This window comes from Arcticibacter sp. (assembly GCF_045629565.1).
Classification (GTDB): domain Bacteria; phylum Bacteroidota; class Bacteroidia; order Sphingobacteriales; family Sphingobacteriaceae; genus Arcticibacter.
In genome coordinates this window covers 24,869-45,096 of the sequence record NZ_JAZQRL010000004.1, presented here as the reverse complement: position 1 = coordinate 45,096, position 20,228 = coordinate 24,869, and the positions used below count along the sequence as shown (strand labels likewise).

Sequence of the window (20,228 nt, the reverse complement as noted above, 5' to 3'; positions counted from 1 at the left end):
ACGGAACAAAATGAGAACACATAGATATATTACACTGATCTCAGCAACGCTGATTATACTGTCTGGATGCAGTAAGGATTTTTTAGATATTAACCCGCAGGGACAGCTCGTGGAAGAACAGGCATTGAGAGATCCCAACGCCGCAGAGCAACTGGTAGGCGGCGTGTATAATACCTTATATTTCGGTGGTTTTGGAAACACTACAGTAGGGTTCTTATTTGAATGCCTTAACGATATTGCATCTGACGATACAGAGAAAGGAAGCTCTCCGTCTGACTTCGCTGCTGGCGGAGAGATAGACAATTTTACGGTTACTCCAAATAACTTTATCCTCAACAATATTTGGGCGGGACACTACACCGCTATTGCCAGGGTAAACAGGGCGATTGATATTCTCAGCCAGAGTACGTTCGAAGAGAGCGTCAAAAACAGACTGCTCGGAGAAGTGCGTTTTCTTAGAGGCTTGTACTATTTCAATCTGGTTAGGACTTTTGGAGGGGTGCCCAAATTAATCCGTGTGCCTGACCCTTCAGAGGGCAACAGTGATGAATTTCAGACCCGTGCATCACAAGAGGAAATATATAACGTGATACTTGAAGACTTGCAATTTGCGGCTGATAATCTTCCGTTGAAAGGTGCAACAGCAGTAGGTCGCGCTACAAAGGGTGCGGCCCAAAGTTATCTGGCAAAGGTATACATGTATCGCAAAGACTGGCCTCGGGTACTTGAAAATACCACGGCAGTCATTAGTTCGGGCTTATATGATCTGGTTCAGGATTATGCTTTGATTTTCAGAGAGAATCCTGTTAATAATGAGGGCGGTAACAATAACATTGAATCCATATTTGAGGTGCAAACTGGAGTGAATCTGGGTGAGAATGCTGTAAGTGAGCTCTATAGCAATGGCCAGGGGCCACGGTCCCGGGGGGGCTGGAATGATCTTGGTTTCGGCATTAACACGCCAACCGCCGATCTTGCTAACGCCTATGAGCCCAATGATGAAAGGAGAGCTGCCAGTATTATCTTTATCAATCCAACTGTTGTTCCCAAAGCGGGTGGTGATCCAGCCAACGTAGGAACCGTGTTATGGGATGGTTTCAGAATCCCAACTCAAGATTCCGTGGAGAATGAGCGCTACAATTATAAGGCCTACCATAGCCCGCTCAGGGAGTCGCCGCAGGTTAGTAATAACAAAGATAAGAAGCCCAAGAACATACGTCTGATGCGTTATGCTGATGTGCTGTTGATGTATGCGGAAGCACAGGCTAATCTTGGGAATGGCGGAGAGGCCCAGGCGAAGCTTACCCTGGTGCGCAACCGCGCAGGGCTGGATGCCGTTCCGGGTACTATCGACAATATCTGGCGCGAACGAAGGGTTGAGCTGGCTTTGGAGCAGGATCGGTTCTTCGACCTGGTGAGGCAGGGACGTGCGGGTACTGTGTTGCGTTCCAAGGGTAAGCCTTTTGTCGATGGTAAGCATGAATTATTTCCTATCCCTCAGACACAACGTGATTTGAGCGGAGGGCGCTTAACTCAGAATCCGGGGTATTAATCGTGATCTAAAAGAATTCTTATGAAACGCAGATATCAATCGCTAAAAACACTTTTATTAGTAACTGTGTTGGGCATGTTTTTCAGCCAGTGTACGGAACCGGAAATGGATGATGACTTTACACCAGGTGCTCCTCCGTCCATTGGAGAATGGACCGGTTCTGAGGAAATTGCGCCGTCTGATCTGGTAGCTTATTGGAGCTTCGACGGAGATGCAAAAGAAGCTATGGGAAACGTAACAGGTGAACGCATTAATGGAAGCGGAACGTTTGCCCCCGGAAGGAAAGGGCAGGCCTATATGGGTGCTCCTAATGCTTTTATATCTTATGATAGTCCAGGCTCCATCGCCGCACTAACAAGCTTTACAGTAGCTTTCTGGATCAATACTCCCAAGCATGGCGGTGGTGCTCAGGGGATTTATGCGCTGACAAGAGCCGATGGCTCTTTTTGGGGTAACTTTCAGGTGATCATAGAAGGGAACACCTCAACAAGCAACAAGATGCAGATGAAGCTTCATTTTGAGAAAAACTCCACGCCGCCTGTCATAAATACAGAGCATTGGATAGATCCACCGGAGGCAGCTCGCCCAGATAATATGTATGGAGCCTGGAGGCACGTGACATATACATATGATGAGCAGACATCAAAAGCAGCAATGTACGCAAACGGACAGGCGGTTGATCTTGGTGCAAGTGCCGACCGAAAAAGTGGTGCTGGTGACGCTGGCCTGGGTGCGCTGGCGTTTAAAGATGCCGCGAGATTCGTAATTGGAGGATTCCAGAATCACCTGGGTGCTCCTTATGGAGGGCTGGAACCCTGGATGCTTAACTATACTGGAATGCTAGATGAGATGCGTATCTATAAAAAGGCCTTAAGCAGTCAGGAAGTATCAGCGTTATATCAGTTAGAACGACAGGGTAGATAATTAACTGAGAGCACATGAAACCACCACACTTGTTATGGATAGTCTTCCTTACTATCTTTTTGGCTTGCAAAAAAGATAGTAAGGAAGAGCCTGCTCCGGAATTCGAACCGTTTGAGTTAGTAGCAGTACAGGTGGATAGTATAGCAGATACGGTATTGACATATTCCCAGGTTGGTCGACAGCCTTCCATGAAGCTGATCTTTTCTTCGCCACTGGACGTTTCTTCTGCAGCGGATAAAGTGCTTTTCAACGGGTCTTCAGGAGAAGCAGTTCAGTTTTCGCTGTCGTATGAGAATGATAACAGATCTATAGTGGTCAAGCCTGCTTCCCCCCTTGCTTCGTTCAGCAGCTTTAGGCTAGTGATTAGCCAGGCGTTACAGGCATCCACCGGGCAGACCTTAAAAGAAAATGTCAATATCAAACTGACCACAGGCTTAGACTCCACCGATAAATTTGCTCGAATTCCCGACGATGAACTGTTAACCTTAGTGCAGAGGCAGACCTTCAAGTATTTTTGGGATTTTGCACATCCCGTAAGTGGTTTAGCCAGAGAAAGAAACACCTCCGGCGAAACGGTTACATCCGGGGGATCGGGTTTTGGCATTATGTCGATAGTGATAGGTGTTCATCGTAATTTTATTACCCGACAAGATGCATTAGCCAGAACGCACCGTATAGTCGACTTTCTCAAGAATAAAGCGCAGCGGTTTCATGGTGCATTTCCACATTGGATGAACGGCACTACAGGAGCTGTACAACCCTTTAGTACTAAAGATAATGGAGCTGACCTTGTTGAAACTTCCTTGCTTTTTCAGGGCCTGCTTACCGCCCGCCAGTTCTTCAATGGGACGGGTGCCGCAGAGACGGCACTCCGCGACGATATTACTATCTTGTGGAATGATGTAGAATGGGACTGGTTTAGAAGAGGTAATGGAGATGTTCTTTACTGGCATTGGAGCCCAGAATATGGCTGGGACCTTAACCTTCCCGTACAAGGCTGGAATGAAGCCTTAATAACCTATGTACTTGCTGCTTCTTCACCGCGACATGCCATTTCTAAATCGGTATATGACCGGGGTTGGGCTAATAATGGTCAGATCGTAAATGGCAATAAATATTATGATGTGGTACTGCCGCTTGGGCCTGCTAACGGCGGTCCGCTATTCTTTTCTCATTATTCCTTTCTGGGTCTGAATCCGAATGGTTTGAAAGATGCGTATGCGGATTACGGCGTCCAGAATAAAGCGCATGCGTTAATTAATTATAGATACTCTGTGGCTAATCCCAAAAAATTTTATGGTTACAGCGAAGAGTGCTGGGGGCTGACAGCCAGTGACGATATCAACGGCTATCTGGCCCATGCGCCTGGAAATGATAATGGCGTGCTATCGCCAACGGCGGCATTATCCTCATTTCCCTATACTCCTGAAGAATCTATGAGAGCCCTGAAATTCTTCTATTATAAACTGGGAGACAGGCTATGGAAAGAATATGGCTTCATTGATGCTTTTTCTCTTTTTGAACCCTGGTTTGCTGAATCTTTTCTTGCCATAGATCAAGGTCCTGTAATCGTGATGATCGAGAATTATAGAAGCGGTCTTCTCTGGGAGTTGTTTATGAGTTGTCCGGAAGTGAAAAAGGGACTTAAAGCCCTAGGCTTTACCAGTCCTCATATTTAATAAAAGCAAAATGAAACGGTTATTTATTCCTTGTTTGGTTCTTATACTCTTAATGACTGCTTGCGGAAATAGTGATAAAGCAAACTCTTCCACATCATCATCAGGCCAGGATTCACTTACAGATGATTCATTGCTAACCCTTGTTCAAAGAAGAACGTTCGACTATTTCTGGGAGGGTGCAGAACCTAATTCCGGATTGGCGAGAGAGCGAATCCATATGGATGGTGACTATCCTCAGAATGATCAGGATATAGTAACCATTGGAGGAGGTGGTTTTGGAGTAATGGCGATCCTGGTGGGTATCGAACGGAAGTTTATCACCAGAGAGGAAGCTGTTGCGCGCCTTTCCCGTGTGGTGGCCTTTCTTGGCAAAGCAGATCGTTTCCATGGCGCCTGGCCACACTGGCTGGAGGGGAAGACAGGGAAGGTAAAGCCCTTTAGTAAGAAAGACGATGGGGGCGATTTAGTGGAGACAGCGTTTATGGCTCAGGGACTCATCTGTGTGAGTGAGTATTTCCGCAATGGAAACAAGCAGGAACAGGCGCTTGCAAACCGGGCCGATAGCTTATGGAAAACTATCGACTGGAGCTGGTACCGGAAAAATGGTGAAAATGTGTTATACTGGCACTGGAGTCCGCAGTACGGCTGGGCCATGAATTTTCCGGTTAGTGGTTATAACGAGTGCCTGATTATGTATGTGTTGGCAGCTGCTTCGCCTACGCATGGCGTGCCCGCAGAAGTATATCACGAAGGTTGGGCCAGGAATGGAGCGGTAAAGACCGATGACGAGCAGTTTGGACATCAGCTAGTACTTTCTCACAATGGTTCACCCGGAAGTGTTGGCCCGCTTTTCTGGGCTCACTATTCTTATCTGGGTTTAGACCCGACAGGCTTGAAGGACAGGTATGCGGATTACTGGACGCTCAACAAGAACCATACATTGATTAACCGCGCGTACGCCATCCAGAATCCCAAGGGGTATAAGGGCTACGGAGAAAAGTCCTGGGGATTTACGGCGAGCTATTCCGTTAATGGCTACGCAGGTCACAAGCCTGGCGAAGATTTGGGCGTGATATCACCTACCGCAGCTATCTCATCATATCCCTACACTCCCGAATACTCCATGCAGGTGATTCGCCACCTCTATGAGGATCTTGGAAATAAGGTATGGGGGAAATATGGATTCTATGATGCGTTCAGCGAAACGGAGCACTGGTATCCTCAAAGGTATCTGGCAATAGATCAGGGTCCTGAGATTGTCATGATTGAGAACGGACGTTCCGGCTTACTCTGGAACCTGTTTATGAAAAATCAGGATGTACAAAATGGATTGAAGAAGCTGGGCTTTGAGAGTCCACACTTAAAACGTTAATATGATCGAAAGAATTAAAATATACTGGGGCTGCTTTGTGTTTTTCTGTCTATTTCTTGTCTGCTCTCCTCAAAAGCTTCAGGCGCAGCAGACACAAATGAGTACGTACTGCAATCCCCTGAATATGGATTACACCTATATGGTTTATGACGCCAGCCGTAACATCTCGTACCGTTCAGGTGCAGATCCTGCTGTCGTGAAGTTTAGAGGTGAGTATTATATGTTCGTAACCCGTTCCATGGGCTACTGGCATTCTCCGGATCTGGCCAATTGGACGTTCATTACGCCAGAGAAATGGTACTTTCAGGGTTCCAACGCTCCAGCAGCCCATAATTACAAGGACTCTGTTCTATACGTAGCCGGCGACCCTTCAGGCTCCATGAGTATTCTCTACACGGATAATCCCAAGAAGGGAGATTGGAAAGCCGTACCGAATATTCTCAACGACTTACAAGATCCCGACCTGTTTATCGACGATGATGGTCAGGCTTACATGTTCTGGGGTTCATCTAATACGTATCCGCTAAGAGGACGTAAACTGGATAGAAATAACCGATTCGTCGCTGATGAGAAGATCGTGGAGCTTTTCAAACTGGATGGTGAGAAACATGGATGGGAACGCTTCGGAGAAAATCATTCGGATACGGTACTAAAAGGCTATATGGAAGGAGCCTGGCTAACGAAATACAAAAATAAATATTACATGCAGTATGCTGCTCCGGGTACAGAGTTCAATGTCTACGGTGATGGGGTCTATACCAGTGATTCCCCTTTGGGTCCTTACCAATATGCGCCTAACAACCCGGTTTTCTATAAACCCGGGGGCTTTGCTAATGGTGCGGGACATGGCAGCACTGTTTTGGGTCCTGATCATGTCTATTGGCATTTTGCTTCCATGGCACTATCTGTCAATGTAAATTGGGAACGAAGACTATGTATGTTTCCTGCATTCTTTGACGAGGATGGACTCATGTATTCCAATACAAGCTACGGCGATTACCCACACTACGCTCCTGCTGTGGCCGGTAAAAATGGTGCATTCAGAGGATGGATGCTCTTGTCTTTTAATAAGCCGGTTAAAGCATCCTCTACATTAGAAGGCTATTCTCCAGGGAATATTACAGATGAAAGTATTAAGACCTTCTGGGTAGCTGCTAAGAACGACTCGACACAATGGTTGGAAATTGATCTGCAGAAGCCCGCTGCTGTTCATGCTATTCAGTTAAATTATCACGATTTTAAGTCTGATCTTTATGGTCGTGTTCCTGGTCTTTACCATCGTTATGTGCTTGAGGGATCAACAGATAGGAAACAGTGGAGTGTTCTCGTAGATAAGTCTGAAAGTTTTGAAGATGTTCCCAATGATTATGTTGAACTCCGAAAGGCAGAAACGCTGCGATATATTCGCTACAAGAACATCCATGTACCCACCCCTAATCTGGCTATCTCCGGGTTGAGAGTGTTTGGACTGGGGCAGGGAAAAGCCCCGGCTGCGGCGAAGTCTTTTCGTGTAAAGCGTCTGCCGGACAGACGTGATGCCATCGTCTCATGGAAGAAAGAGGAAAACGTACAGGGACATAACATACTCTGGGGAATAGCTCCGGATAAATTGTACAATTCATGGATGGTCTACAAGGATGACACGCTGCACTTAAAAAGCCTCGGTGTAGATCAGACCTATTATTTCAGTATTGAAGCATTCAACGAAAACGGCATATCGAAACGGTCTGCCATTGTTGAAGTAAAATAACATCAGGTACAAGCTTAATTAGTCAATTATGAAGGTTTACAGAACGCTACTAACAATCTCAATGCTATCTCTAACAGCGGTGATGGCACAGACAACCCGTGATACTAAGATGGATCAATTCATTAACAGGCTGATGCAGCAGATGACTGTTGAAGAAAAGCTCGGTCAGCTGAACTTACCCGGTGCGGGCGATATCACAACCGGACAAGCCTCCAGCTCTGATATTGCGGGGAAGATAGCAGAAGGTAAGGTTGGCGGATTGTTTAATATCAAGTCAGTCGCCAAGATCAGAGATGTTCAGAAAATAGCGGTAGAGAAAAGTCGCTTAAAGATCCCGCTGATATTCGGAATGGACGTGATCCATGGATACCAGACAGTGTTCCCCATACCGCTGGGTTTATCCTGCAGCTGGGATATGCCCCTTATTGAGCGCAGTGCCCGGATCGCGGCTATTGAAGCAAGTGCTGACGGGATCAACTGGACATTCTCGCCTATGGTCGATATTTCAAGAGACGCGCGATGGGGGCGTGTTTCCGAAGGATCCGGGGAAGACCCTTACCTCGGTGCAGAAATAGCCAAAGCCATGATAAAAGGGTATCAGGGAGATGACCTTTCTAAAAACAACACGATCATCGCTTGTGTAAAGCACTTTGCACTATATGGAGCAGCAGAAGCGGGCAGAGACTATAATACTACGGATATGAGCCGGGTAAGAATGTACAACGAATTTTTCCTTCCGTACAAAGCATCTATTGAAGCAGGTGTAGGGACCGTGATGACTTCGTTTAACGAGGTGGACGGTATCCCCGCCAGTGCCAATAAATGGCTGATGACAGACGTTCTCAGAAATCAATGGGGGTTCAGCGGCATGGTCGTTACCGATTATACGGCTATCAATGAAATGGTGGATCATGGATTAGGCGATCTGCGTGCTGTTTCCGCATTGGCTCTTAAAGCCGGCGTCGATATGGATATGGTAGGAGAAGGTTTTCTGACGACCCTTAAGCAATCTCTTGACGAAGGGAAGGTAACCCGGCAGGAGATCGATATGGCGTGCAGAAGAGTGCTTGAAGCCAAGTATAAGCTCGGCCTGTTCGCTGACCCTTACCGTTATTGCGATATCAAAAGAAGTAAGAAAGAAATATATACTCCTGCCTTCAGAAAGGAAGCAAGATCAACCGCTGCTCAGAGTTTTGTGCTGATGAAGAATGAAGGAAACACGCTGCCGCTGAAGAAGACCGGAACAATTGCCCTGATAGGTCCTCTTGCTGACGCAACTGAGAACATGACGGGTACCTGGAGCGTGGCTGCTGACTTTAGTAAATCCGTCTCCGTGTTGAACGGCCTGAAGTCAAGTGTCGGCAAGCAAGGTCGTATCCTTTATGCAAAGGGTTCCAACCTCACTGAAGACAGTGTGCTTGAGGAACGCGCCACCATGTTTGGAAAGACCCTGCGCCGGGATAGCCGGAGTGCGGAAGCGATCCGAAACGAAGCCCTCCAGATCGCCAGCCAGGCAGACGTGATCGTCGCTGCTCTGGGAGAGTCCGCCGAGATGAGCGGAGAGAGTTCCAGCCGCACAGACATTGGCATTCCGCAGGTTCAGAAAGATCTTCTTGCAGAGTTGTTAAAAACCGGAAAGCCGGTCGTTCTGGTTCTGTTCACCGGAAGGCCGTTAGCGCTTCAGTGGGAATCAGAGAATGTGCCAGCGATTCTAAACGTCTGGTTTGGGGGCTCTGAGGCGGGAGATGCAATAGCTGATGTTCTCTTTGGCGCTGTTAATCCTTCCGGAAAGCTTACGATGACCTTCCCGCAAAATGTCGGACAGGTTCCTATCTTCTATAACCACAAAAATACGGGGAGACCCTTGGAAGAAGGTAAATGGTTCCAGAAGTTCCGTTCAAATTATCTGGACGTATCCAATGATCCCTTATATCCATTCGGATATGGCCTCAGCTATACACAGTTCTCTTACGGAAATATTCAGCTCAGCGACAGTCTGCTCAGGTCAGGCCAGCCAATCACCGCGAGTGTCTCCCTCACCAACAGCGGATCTGCAGAAGGAAAGGAAGTCGTGCAGCTTTATATCCGTGACATGGTGGGCAGTATAACCCGTCCTGTGAAAGAACTGAAGGGCTTCCAGAAAATCTCGTTAAAACCGGGAGAGTCCAGGGAGGTGACGTTTCGCATAGACGAAGAGATGCTTAAGTTTTACAACTCAGAGCTAAAATTCACTGCAGAACCCGGAGAGTTTAAGCTATTTATCGGAACCAACAGCCGTGATGTAAAAGAGGCCAAATTCAGGCTTCAGTAAGGCAGAAGCGGATAAAAGGGGATGAATGATCAGTCTGGTTCTGCCGGATACAATGTAAATAGGCATATATGAAAGTAAGTCTGATGTTTTTGATGATTGGCCTGAGCTCCGCATTTCTCCGGGCGCAGGACTTCAGTCGCTATGAGCGCACGGTATTCATCAGCGAGGGCGACACATTGCCTTACCGGATCTTATTTCCCCAGAACTTTGATAGTTCCAGAAAGTATCCGGTGCTCTTCTTTCTTCACGGAAGAGGGGAGAGCGGTACTAATAATGAAGATCAATTAAGAAACGGTGCTGCGCTTTTCTTAAGGCCTGAGCTCAGAACCAAATACCCCTGTATAGTGATAGCCCCTCAATGTCCCGCAGACAGTTACTGGTCTAACGTCAAGATCACCACAGATACCGCGGGCAAACGAAACTTTTCGTTCAGGAAGAAAGGTAAACCTACAAAGGCGATGCAGCTGTTGCTGGGACTGGTGGACAGGATAGTGGAAAAGCCGTTTATCGATTCAACGCAAATTTATGCAGGCGGGCTATCCATGGGAGGAATGGGTACTTTCGAACTGCTTCGCCGGAAACAGGGTCTTTTTGCAGCTGCCTTCGCTATATGCGGTGGCGATGTCCCCTCTAACGTTAAGAAATATGATGATGTACCGCTATGGATCTTTCACGGGGGGAAAGATGACATTGTGCCACCTCATTTTTCAGAAGAGATCGTCAGAGAACTGGAAAAGAGAAAAGCGGATGTTAAGTTCAGTCTTTATCCGGAGGCTAACCATAATAGCTGGGATCCTGCGTTTGCAGAGCCTGAACTCCTGCCCTGGCTATTTTCCAGGAAGCGGACCGATCATCTCGAAAAATAACGTAAAGCTATTCCTTGGGCTTGATATTCTTCATATTGAACCTGGGCTTATAGGCAGGCTTAGCCGGTTCTTCCGGAGCTTCCGTAGTCGACTCCTGGCTTTTTGAAGGTGACTCCACCGAGTCTGCCGCTTGTTCAGATGATGAAACGGGCGGTTCTTCGGCAGTTTTCGCTGCGATAGTTTTCACGTTGAAGCGCGGCTTATAAGCAGGCTTAGGAACAGCAGCTTTTGCTGCTTCGTTATGATCTGTGCCCTCCTCTAAAGGACGATCCCCATTCTCAGCCTGAGGTTTTGCTGCTTCATCAGCCGGTTCTGGCAAAGGAGGGTTATTTTCATTAGTAACACTTACGCCGGCTGATGGATTTTCATGCTCCGGATTCTCTTCCTGAACGTCCTTCCTGGCAGTCGTCTTACTATTAAAGCGAGGTTTGTATGCCGGTTTCGTTGGAGGAACAGTGCCCGTGTCTGCAGGATGAGCTGCATCACTACCTATAATGGCATCGCCAGCTGAAAGTAGCGAATCCGGAGCAGAATGCTCTCCGGGAGTGGCGGCTGCAGGTGCTGAGACACCAGGTTCTCCAGTATGTTGGACCTCGTCCGCCGATGCATTTTCTTTTGCGGTACCTTCAATCGCTTCCTGCTTATTCCTCTCGGCATTTTCCGTATTTTCTGCCAGCTTTCCTGCGTTAAAGCGCGGTTTGTATGCCGGGCGAGGTGTATTTGCCGTGTTACCCTGTGAAGCGCCAGATGGTATCTCCTGGCCCGGTCGGCTGGCTGTTTTCTGTACGTCTTCTGACAATTCTCCCGATACGGGCTTGATGTTCCTCGGCTTGAATCCTGGTTTGCTAACCGGAGTTGCAGGCTTATCAGCGGACGCATCCGCTTTGCTATCCGTAGGTTGCTCCTGCTTTTTAACAGCCGCAGCAGCAATGCTTCTTGGCCTGAATCCAGGCTTAGCTGAAACCGGCGTTTTAGGTTCCTGACTCGCCTGGGGCTGCAGTGCCGGAATGCTTTGCTCGATAGTAGGAGAGCTTAGCGGTTCCGCCTGAGACGCAATCTGGGTCTCCAGCTGTGTGGCAACCTTCTTGGCAGATTCTGCCAGATGGTATAAATGTCTTAGTTTATTAAACCAGAACTTCTTGGTGTGGTCGAAGCTCTTTTCGCCCATCGACTCGAAATGACTTTTGAATTCAGAATAAAGGGCAGGATCTGCATCTCTCATCAGTCCCAGGTCGATTCTCTTTTTATTAAAAAATTCTTCAAAAGTCATTTCGTTCGTTTTAGTTACTCAGCCATGTTATGATAAACCGCCTGCACATCATCATCATCTTCCAGCTTGTCGATTAGCTTCATCACGTCAGCCGCCTGTTCTTCCGTAACCTCAGAAAAAGATAACGCTACACGCTCCAATTTCGCACTTTTAACTTCAATACCTTTCTCCTCAAGTGCACGCTGCATCTTTCCAAAGTCTTCAAACGCAGTATGAAGTACCGCAATGTCGTTTCCTTCTTCGTCCGCTTCCACAAACAGATCTTCGAGGCCCGCATCAATCAGCTCAAACTCAAGTTCCTCCAAATCACGATCCGCCGGATCAAACTTGAATACCGACTTTCTATTGAAGATAAAGTCCAGAGAGCCTGTTTTGCCTAATGTTCCGTTAGTTTTATTGAAATAGCTTCGTACGTTGGCTACCGTGCGGTTCGTGTTGTCAGTTGCTGTTTCAACCAGTATGGCTACCCCATGAGGCGCATAACCTTCGTAAACAATCTCTTCGTAATTGCTTTCGTCCTTGCTCGATGCTCTTTTAATCGCCGCTTCTATCCTGTCCTTCGGCATATTGACGGCTTTGGCATTCTGAACAGCTGTACGCAGCCGGGAATTGGTCTCAATAAGCGGCCCGCCGGCTTTTACAGCCATCACAATTTCCTTACCCAGGCGGGTAAACTGAACTGCCATCTTGGCCCAACGTTTAAATTTTCTTTCTTTACGGAACTCGAATGCTCTTCCCATATATAAGTAAAGTTATTTTATAGTATTTTTAAGGGTTCTCCAGTTTCAGAAAACGAAGTCCAAACTTACAAAATATGCCAGAAAAGACCTTACTCCGGCAACCTTTATACGTAGATATAGAATTAAAAAATCAAAATCTCGATGCCAGTACACATGCTTTTCGGCAGCGATGGGTTTTTCCGTTCAAATCAGTCAGTTCCAGAAATATGATGTAAATTCCAACAGGCGCCATTTCGCCGTTCTCATCCCTTCCGTCCCAGAAAAGATCCCCTTCAGAACCAAGCGTAATATTTCTGCAGATATGCCTCACCAGCGTTCCGCTCCTGCTAAACGCAGATATATTAGCCAGGATTTCCGGTGCCCGGGTAGAATAATGGATAATTAGATAATCTTCAAAGCCGTCATTGTCGGGCGAAAACGTCTTTGAAGCCAGCATTACGGGCTCGTCAGCGGTCACCGTCTCGCGAAGCTGCGAATTTCGATATCCTGGAGTAGCGTAACCCGCAGCACCAGCTGCAGAGCAGAAGTTTCCCGGCTCGTTAGCCCCCCTGTCAAATACCGAACGTTCGAGAGATACACCATCAGGATCCCTGATCAGGGGTGAGTGCATATCCTCTGAGTAATCCAGACGATCTACCACTGTGCTGTCAGATACCAAAACAATAATTCCCTTATCATTGCTGAAAACCGGGAGCGCCTGTACCTGCAGAAGAGCGTTCTCATCAGGCGTATCATACTCACTTTTAATGTTACTTGGGTCGACACTCATGGCCATGTAGCCGGCAGGGTATAAAAGGATGTCGCTTTTACTAATCGGCTTTACCGCTGTTACCGTATCTTCTTTCATCGTGGCAACCGACAGGTTCTTCAGATTGAACACCTTGTCTGACCGATTGTATATTTCTACAAAATCAACTCCATCCTTCCGTGGATTAAATAAAATTTCATTGATGATAATCTCTTCCTTCCCGATTGCTGAATAAACCGGTCCACCGCCTGGTCCTGGCGCAGAGGTACTGTCGTTTGGGGCCTCTGGATTAGGAATTAAGTCTGGACGCTTCGGTGTCCCGGTTTCAATGTCATCGAAATAGAACTGCGCGGAATGTGATTTGGTGAATACACACTGGAACCCGAACCAGGAAGACGATAGCACCTCGGGCTGGGTAGCCGCCTCTCCCTCCAGAGTAAAAGCAGACTCAGACCTGTTCTTACTGTACAGCTGCCATGAACCATCTGCCCTGCGGTTTACCAGAATCCGCGTGCTGACTGTTGATGCCGAAGCCCTTCCGTCAATTCCATCAATAAGCAGCTGGGCATGCCCTCCGGATTGTCGGTAAAGGTCATAAGAATCTTTCGTTCCGTCTTCACCAAATTCTATGAAGTATCCGTTCAATGAGCTACTCAAATCTGCCTGGTCTGACACCAGATAGATGCGCACAAAGTTCGACGATGTAGCAGCAAACCCCAGTTCCACGCTGAACTCCCAGCTGCATGCTGCCGGAAGGTCGACACCCGTAGACAGGTATTTCGCGGAGGCGGAATCGTTTTTGACAGTCTGCAACCTACCGGCTGAGTTTATCATAAAGGCAGCCACATCACCAACCCATATCGGCGAGCTTGTAAAGTTCCCGTCATTAAATGATTCATTCAGTTGAGCTATAGCAAAATTCCAGTAAAAAAAAGTGAAAAACAGTAAACAATTTTTCATATTTGCTGGATTAGTAATTATGTAACAAATATTTATTCCAAAAAAAGATGAAAGTTGCAGTTGTAGGCGCTACTGGTCTCGTAGGATCAGTGATGTTAAAAGTATTAGCAGAGCGCAATTTCCCGGTTACCGAATTGATTCCCGTTGCTTCAGCGAAAAGTGCTGGTAAGGAACTCGAATTTAAGGGTAAGAAGTATAAGGTGGTGACAGTGGATGAAGCAATTGCAATGAAACCTGATGTAGCGCTTTTCTCTGCAGGTGGAAGCACTTCGCAGGAGCAGGCTCCCCGCTTTGCGGAGGCTGGTATTGTGGTTATTGATAATTCGTCTGCTTGGCGCATGGATCCGACTAAGAAACTGGTAGTTCCTGAAGTAAACGCAGATACGCTTACCCCGGAAGACAAAATTATTGCCAACCCAAATTGTTCTACCATTCAGATGGTGGTTGTATTAAAGCCACTGCACGAGAAATATAAAATAAAAAGAGTTGTTGTATCAACCTATCAATCAGTAACCGGCACAGGAGTTAAAGCTGTAGACCAGTTAATGAACGAAAGACAAGGTGTAGAAGGGCCAATGGCATATCCGTACCCTATTGATCTAAACGTTATTCCACAGATAGATGTTTTTCAGGATAACGGTTATACTAAGGAAGAGATGAAAATGATTCTCGAGACCAAGAAGATCATGGGCGACGACTCCATCCGTGTTACCGCTACAACGGTGCGTATACCGGTAATGGGCGGGCATTCGGAATCTATCAATCTGGAGTTCGAGAATGATTTTGATCTGGCAGAAGTTCGCTCCCTGCTTGAGCAGCAGGAGGGTATTCTGGTCGTTGACGATCCTGCTAACCTGGTTTATCCGATGCCAAAAGACGCTCACGAGAAAGATGAGGTGCTGGTAGGCCGTATCCGCAGGGACGAGTCGCAGGATAAAACCTTGAACCTATGGGTAGTTGCAGACAATCTTCGTAAGGGTGCTGCTACAAACGCTGTCCAGATTGCTGAGTACATGCTAAAAAACGGACTACTTCCGGCATAATTTTAAAAACAGTTTACAATAGGCGGTGTATTTAAAAACATCGCCTTTTTTATGCGCTTTACATCCGAGTTGACCAATTTGAAATCTTTTCCCGATTGTCCATGAAATCATGTTTTTTGCCTCTACTGTTACTTGTATCACAAATTGTCGCTGGTCAGACTCTGAAAGAGAAAATTTCAGAAGCCTACCTCCGTTATGAAAGAGACAGTCAGCTTCAGTACGGTCTAAGCTCACTTACCGTTCTTCATGCCGAGACCGGAGAGGTGATTTTTTCAAAAAACGGATCAACGGGCCTGGCTCCGGCCTCTACGCTGAAGACAATCACCAGTATCACCGGTTACAGCTTGCTGAAGCCGGGATACCAATGGGAGACATCGTTGGGATATAACGGTACGCTCTCAGGAGGAGTGCTAAGTGGAGATCTTATCATCAAAGGCAACGGAGATCCTTCGTTGGGCAGCAGCCGCTATCAGGAGACCCAACCTGCGATCTTACTCGCCCGATGGCTGGATGCGGCTAAAAAGGCAGGCATCAACAAGATAAACGGAGATATCATTGCAGATGATTTGCTGTTTGGAACGCAGACTTTGTCCGATGGATGGACATGGGGAGACATGGGTAACTACTACGGAGCAGGTTCAACAGCCATGACCTGGCGGGAAAATGAGATAGGCGTCAATTTTACTCCCGGAAGCAGGAGCGGGGCAACCACTACGTTAAGGAGCACAGACCCACAGGTGCCAGGCGTACGGATTGTCAATGAAGTAATTACTGGTCATCCGGGCAGTGGAGACCATGTATATGCCTACTCTGCGCCATTCGGGGATATCATCTATCTGCGTGGTACCTACGGAATAGACCTCAAAAAGCAGATCAAAATTTCCATGCCCGACCCGGCCTTGTTCCTGGCTCAGGAGCTTCGCGCCCAGTTGAGCAAAGCAGGTATCCCCGTTACGGGAACGGTAACAACCGCCAGAAAGTTGGCGCTGGATCAGAAATCCCCAAAAGCACTGTCCGCCATTATCGACCGTTATCAATCACCTGATATTTCCAGGATCGTATACTGGCTAAACCAGAAAAGTCTTAACCTTTATACCGAGAATCTGTTGCGGACGGCCTCCATTGCTAGTGGGAGAACAGGCTCCTTTGACGACGCAACAAAGACCCTTGCCAGCTACTGGGATAAAAAGCTCGGCATTGATAAAAATGCTATCTCCATCCTGGATGGCAGTGGTCTGTCACCAGAGAACAGGGTGACAACCCTCGCGATGGCCACTATCTTATATTCTGCGAGATCCGAAGAATGGTTCCCGCAGTTCTATGAGAGCCTCCCCTTATACAATAATATGAAGATGAAAAGCGGCAGCATCCGACGTGTTCTTGCCTATACCGGATACCATAAGAGCGCCGCCGGCATTCCGCTTGTTTTTTCGTTCATCACCAATAACTATAGTGGTGGCTCCTCTGCAATCAGGCAAAAAATGTTTAAGATGCTCGATACGCTTAAATAACTTGCGGCTTAACAACGCCTGAAACTTTTTGAGCTGCTATTTTTTACATGCGAAGTCTCCTATATTCGTTTATGATTTTGATTGGATGAATAGACTTATACTTCTCCTTGTATTTCTTGGCTACCATCACGCATTACTTTCCCAAACCAACTATTATGGTGATCCTGCTTATGTGGGAGATGCAGCTGACAGGAACGCCTGCCTACCCAATACCGTAATTGTAAAATTTAAAGAGTCGCCTGGCCCAGCCCCGATGAGTCGGTCGTCCCTGCCGCAGCTGCTGTTGAAAGCCGCGAAGGTGAGGAGCCTTACTCCGAAGTTTCCCCAGGCCGCACTGCGTTCGGGGGTCAGCAGTTCTTCGAACACCAATAAAATCGGTCTTGACCGTATCTACGAGCTCAAATACAGTGGCGTTGCCGACGTCAATGCCGTCGTCCGGGAGCTTCAATCGATGAAGAACGTCGAATACGCCGAACCTGCCTATATTCATCACACCCGTTTAGTCCCCAATGATCCCTATTACACTCCCCGGCAAAGCTATCTCGCGCAGATCGGTGCACCCCAGGCATGGGATCTTGTCCCCAACGCATCCGGTGTGGTCATCGGGATAGTGGATACGGGTTCTGATCTTGACCATGAAGATCTGATAGCGAATTTCGCAGGCGGCAAGGATCTCGTAGGCGCCTATGCAGGAAATATATTGCCGGACGATGACCCGGATGTGAAAAAGGCAGTCAACGACCACGGTGTGCATGTAAGCGGCCTGGCTTCGGCCCTGACCGGTAATGGTAAAGGAATCTCCAGCATTGCTGGCACGGCGCCTTTACTTATTGTTAAAGTTGCAGCAGACGACTCTCCGGAAGATATATACAACGGATACGAAGGGATCCGGTACGCTGTGGATAACGGAGCGAAAATTATAAACTGTTCCTGGGGAACATCTGCACGCAGTCTTTTCGGTGAAGATGTCATTAATTACGCCATAAGCAAAGACTGCCTGGTGATTGCTGCCGCCGGAAACCAGGGTAATGACGTTCCGGACTATCCTGCCGGATACAAGGGTGTTCTGGCAGTGGCTAATATTATGGACAACGATACCCGCGCCAGCACTTCCAACTTTGGTGGCTACGTGTCGATCAGTGCGCCCGGAAACGCCATTTTTAGTACCACCTACAACGGAAACTATGGCGTGAAATCGGGTACCTCCATGGCGGCGCCCATCGTTTCCAGTGCCGCTGCACTGCTCAAAACATACTACCCCCTGCTGTCTATGGCACAGGTGGGCGAACTGCTGCGCGTTACTGCGGATGATATTAACCACCTCAATCCATCCTATTCGGGAAAACTGGGGAAGGGGAGGCTGAATATCTTTCGTGCGCTCACTCAGACAGCACCGGCGCTGCGTACTACCGCTGTCCGCTTCGAAGATCCAGGGAATGGAAGCTTCCGCGCGGGCCCTGAAATTAAAATGCATATCGATATCCGTAATTATTTGATGCCTGCTGATGATATCGAAGTGACGTTGCGGACAGATAACCCTCATGTAGAGATCATAACCGACTCCCGTCAGGCGGGTTATTTAGGAATGATGGAAGACCAGGCAGGAATTGGTGCGTTCACGTTTACAGTGAAAGCAGGAGCCCCCGACAACCTGCCAGTAGAGTTCATTGTTGGTTTCAAGGCGAACAACGGACAATACGAAGATTATGAAACCTTTACGTTGCTGGTAGCCCGGGATTATCTTAATATCGTCACCGACGATCTGCAGACTACTGCTACCAGTGTTGGCAAGATCGGATACGCCGCCACCGGTCAAAAAGGAGGGCTCGGATTCCGTTACAAAGGTAAACAGATGCTTTATGAAGCTTCACTGCTGATTGGCTATTCAGCCAGCTCAGTCGCTAACAATGCCCGTACCAGCGCCGGGAACGCAGATGAGCATTTCATAAAGCGCGTTTCTATTGCCGAAATATCCCAGGGCGATAAAATAATTGCTGAGGCCATATTTGATGATAGCGGTCAGCCGCAAGGGGGCTTGGTAGACGTGAAGCAGACGGTAACGGCGCTAAAGGATCCAGACAAAGACAATTATATCGTCTCCCTATACGAAGTAATAAACAGGAGTGCGCAGGAAATCAGTGGCGTTTATATCGGGATGTTCACCGATTGGGATATAGACGGTGGAAGCTCCGACTATACCGCTTACCATGCGGCAAGCAAACTCGCCTATGTATCATCCACTGCAAAGGAAGCCCCTTTTGCGGCGGTGAAGTTGTTGAGTAGTTCAGGACAGCCACACTACTATCCTTTGTCCCTGGGCAGCGGTATTTTGGCGGATGATAACTTTACCACCCCGGAGAAGTTTCAGACCTTATCTTCCGGAATACAGTCCACCGGGATCGGCTCTCCGGTCTCCCCTTATGACGTTTCCTTTGTTTCCGGATACGGCCCATATACCATTCCGTCAAATGGCTCCATCAAAGTGGCTTTCGCATATTTAGGTGCGCCTAGCCTGGAGGAGTTGCTCAACGCTTCTGCAAGCGTTCAGTCTGATTATGATCTGGTAAAAGAAGAAACGGAAACGATAGAGATCCTGTCGACCTATCCGAACCCTGTAACGCCAAAGAATAACGGCGATGTGGCAGTCGTGGTAAATCTTCCGGATGACGTGCCGATAAGCCTGTCGCTTTTTAATATGATGGGTCAGAAGGTAAAAACACTATTGCATAATCAAACCTTTTTTAAGGGCAGTCATACCTTGTATTTTAATGTGGCATCTTTACATGCGGGTATCTATATACTTCAGCTGAAGTTTAAGGGCAAAAGTTATACCCATAAAATAAGTGTGGTCAAATAGTTATTTAATGTTGAAACAAGCTCTGCAACGAGGTTCGTAACTTTCCTTTTCTCCAAGAAAGAAAGTATCGGTATTGGTAACGGTACGATAGGAGTAAGAGGCAGGCGCGCCGCATTGCGCACATATAGCGTGTACTTTGGTCACGTCTTCCGCAATGGCCATAAGAGCGGGCATTGGTCCGAAAGGCTTGCCCTGAAAATCCATGTCCAGTCCCGCAATGATCACGCGTATCCCGCGGTTTGCCAAAGCAATGCAAACGTCTGTAAGTCCCTCATCAAAGAATTGCGCTTCGTCTATCCCCACGACGTCCGTGTTGGAGCCATACAAGAGAATTGCCGACGAATGCTCAACCGGAGTAGAGGGAATAGAGCTGGAGTCGTGTGAGACGACTTCCGTTTCGTGGTAGCGCACTTCAGTTGCCGGTTTGAAGATTTCGATGTTAAGCCTGGCAATTTTGGCCCGTCTCAACCGACGGATAAGTTCTTCGGTCTTACCAGAGAACATCGAGCCGCAGATCACTTCGATACTGCCGCTACGCTCGTTTTTAGACCGGAAATGGAACTCACTAAACAACATATCCCGTTTTTGAGAGCGGCTAATATCAGAATTTAATGGTACTTTTGAGAACCTAGTTACCAACAAAAC

At 47.6% G+C, this 20,228-nt stretch carries 14 protein-coding genes; 10 read left to right on the top strand and 4 right to left on the bottom strand.

Going from position 1 to position 20,228, the window contains the following annotated elements; translation table 11 throughout:
- Positions 1-10 precede the first annotated feature (10 nt).
- The 7 genes from ACKI5J_RS00480 (at position 11) to ACKI5J_RS00450 (ending at position 10,454) form a co-directional block, all read left to right on the top strand.
- Positions 11-1,552, top strand: coding sequence for a RagB/SusD family nutrient uptake outer membrane protein (locus tag ACKI5J_RS00480; RefSeq protein ID WP_407425404.1), 1,542 nt, complete (start codon positions 11-13; stop codon positions 1,550-1,552).
- 21 nt (positions 1,553-1,573) lie between these two features.
- The gene (locus ACKI5J_RS00475; RefSeq protein WP_407425402.1) at positions 1,574-2,476 is read left to right on the top strand and encodes a LamG domain-containing protein; all 903 of its coding nucleotides are present in this window, start codon (positions 1,574-1,576) and stop codon (positions 2,474-2,476) included.
- A gap of 14 nt (positions 2,477-2,490) precedes the next feature.
- Positions 2,491-4,155: a glucoamylase family protein gene (locus ACKI5J_RS00470; protein WP_407425400.1), complete on the top strand. Its 1,665-nt coding sequence runs from the start codon at positions 2,491-2,493 to the stop codon at positions 4,153-4,155.
- 10 nt (positions 4,156-4,165) lie between these two features.
- Complete coding sequence (locus ACKI5J_RS00465; protein WP_407425398.1) at positions 4,166-5,527, top strand: glucoamylase family protein; 1,362 nt, start codon at positions 4,166-4,168, stop codon at positions 5,525-5,527.
- A gap of 1 nt (position 5,528) precedes the next feature.
- Positions 5,529-7,277, top strand: a complete 1,749-nt coding sequence (locus ACKI5J_RS00460) for a family 43 glycosylhydrolase (RefSeq protein ID WP_407425396.1) — start codon at positions 5,529-5,531, stop codon at positions 7,275-7,277.
- Positions 7,278-7,338: 61 nt separating this feature from the next.
- The gene (gene bglX, locus ACKI5J_RS00455; protein ID WP_407425394.1) at positions 7,339-9,588 is read left to right on the top strand and encodes a beta-glucosidase BglX; all 2,250 of its coding nucleotides are present in this window, start codon (positions 7,339-7,341) and stop codon (positions 9,586-9,588) included.
- Between the two features lie 68 nt (positions 9,589-9,656).
- Positions 9,657-10,454, top strand: coding sequence for a prolyl oligopeptidase family serine peptidase (locus tag ACKI5J_RS00450; protein ID WP_407425392.1), 798 nt, complete (start codon positions 9,657-9,659; stop codon positions 10,452-10,454).
- A gap of 7 nt (positions 10,455-10,461) precedes the next feature.
- On the opposite strand, the gene ACKI5J_RS00445 is transcribed toward ACKI5J_RS00450, so the two are convergent.
- From ACKI5J_RS00445 to ACKI5J_RS00435, 3 genes are all read right to left on the bottom strand, one after another.
- Positions 10,462-11,724 carry a hypothetical protein gene (locus ACKI5J_RS00445; RefSeq protein ID WP_407425391.1) on the bottom strand — a complete coding sequence of 421 codons (1,263 nt, stop codon included), beginning with the start codon at positions 11,722-11,724 and terminating at the stop codon, positions 10,462-10,464.
- Between the two features lie 14 nt (positions 11,725-11,738).
- Positions 11,739-12,464, bottom strand: coding sequence for a YebC/PmpR family DNA-binding transcriptional regulator (locus ACKI5J_RS00440; protein WP_407425389.1), 726 nt, complete (start codon positions 12,462-12,464; stop codon positions 11,739-11,741).
- A gap of 130 nt (positions 12,465-12,594) precedes the next feature.
- Positions 12,595-14,172, bottom strand: a complete 1,578-nt coding sequence (locus ACKI5J_RS00435; RefSeq protein ID WP_407425387.1) for a hypothetical protein — start codon at positions 14,170-14,172, stop codon at positions 12,595-12,597.
- 47 nt (positions 14,173-14,219) lie between these two features.
- Between ACKI5J_RS00435 and ACKI5J_RS00430 the strand changes: the two genes are divergently transcribed.
- The 3 genes from ACKI5J_RS00430 to ACKI5J_RS00420 all read left to right on the top strand — a co-directional run bounded on the left by ACKI5J_RS00430 (position 14,220) and on the right by ACKI5J_RS00420 (position 19,583).
- Positions 14,220-15,215: an aspartate-semialdehyde dehydrogenase gene (locus ACKI5J_RS00430; RefSeq protein ID WP_407425385.1), complete on the top strand. Its 996-nt coding sequence runs from the start codon at positions 14,220-14,222 to the stop codon at positions 15,213-15,215.
- A 101-nt stretch (positions 15,216-15,316) separates the two neighbouring features.
- The gene (dacB, locus tag ACKI5J_RS00425) at positions 15,317-16,726 is read left to right on the top strand and encodes a D-alanyl-D-alanine carboxypeptidase/D-alanyl-D-alanine-endopeptidase (RefSeq protein ID WP_407425383.1); all 1,410 of its coding nucleotides are present in this window, start codon (positions 15,317-15,319) and stop codon (positions 16,724-16,726) included.
- Between the two features lie 85 nt (positions 16,727-16,811).
- Positions 16,812-19,583: a S8 family peptidase gene (locus ACKI5J_RS00420; RefSeq protein WP_407425381.1), complete on the top strand. Its 2,772-nt coding sequence runs from the start codon at positions 16,812-16,814 to the stop codon at positions 19,581-19,583.
- On the opposite strand, the gene ACKI5J_RS00415 is transcribed toward ACKI5J_RS00420, so the two are convergent.
- A complete protein-coding gene (locus ACKI5J_RS00415) occupies positions 19,584-20,159 on the bottom strand; it encodes a thymidine kinase (protein WP_407425379.1) in 576 nt (191 codons plus the stop codon).
- Positions 20,160-20,228: the final 69 nt, after the last annotated feature.

Bases quoted from the DNA above. Each gene is read 5' to 3' on its own strand.
- ACKI5J_RS00480 (WP_407425404.1), top strand. From the start codon at position 11: ATGAGAACACATAGATATATTACACTGATCTCAGCAACGCTGATTATA.
- ACKI5J_RS00475 (WP_407425402.1), top strand. From the start codon at position 1,574: ATGAAACGCAGATATCAATCGCTAAAAACACTTTTATTAGTAACTGTG.
- ACKI5J_RS00470 (WP_407425400.1), top strand. From the start codon at position 2,491: ATGAAACCACCACACTTGTTATGGATAGTCTTCCTTACTATCTTTTTG.
- ACKI5J_RS00465 (WP_407425398.1), top strand. From the start codon at position 4,166: ATGAAACGGTTATTTATTCCTTGTTTGGTTCTTATACTCTTAATGACT.
- ACKI5J_RS00460 (WP_407425396.1), top strand. From the start codon at position 5,529: ATGATCGAAAGAATTAAAATATACTGGGGCTGCTTTGTGTTTTTCTGT.
- bglX (WP_407425394.1), top strand. From the start codon at position 7,339: ATGCTATCTCTAACAGCGGTGATGGCACAGACAACCCGTGATACTAAG.
- ACKI5J_RS00450 (WP_407425392.1), top strand. From the start codon at position 9,657: ATGAAAGTAAGTCTGATGTTTTTGATGATTGGCCTGAGCTCCGCATTT.
- ACKI5J_RS00445 (WP_407425391.1), bottom strand. From the start codon at position 11,724: ATGACTTTTGAAGAATTTTTTAATAAAAAGAGAATCGACCTGGGACTG.
- ACKI5J_RS00440 (WP_407425389.1), bottom strand. From the start codon at position 12,464: ATGGGAAGAGCATTCGAGTTCCGTAAAGAAAGAAAATTTAAACGTTGG.
- ACKI5J_RS00435 (WP_407425387.1), bottom strand. From the start codon at position 14,172: ATGAAAAATTGTTTACTGTTTTTCACTTTTTTTTACTGGAATTTTGCT.
- ACKI5J_RS00430 (WP_407425385.1), top strand. From the start codon at position 14,220: ATGAAAGTTGCAGTTGTAGGCGCTACTGGTCTCGTAGGATCAGTGATG.
- dacB (WP_407425383.1), top strand. From the start codon at position 15,317: ATGAAATCATGTTTTTTGCCTCTACTGTTACTTGTATCACAAATTGTC.
- ACKI5J_RS00420 (WP_407425381.1), top strand. From the start codon at position 16,812: ATGAATAGACTTATACTTCTCCTTGTATTTCTTGGCTACCATCACGCA.
- ACKI5J_RS00415 (WP_407425379.1), bottom strand. From the start codon at position 20,159: ATGTTGTTTAGTGAGTTCCATTTCCGGTCTAAAAACGAGCGTAGCGGC.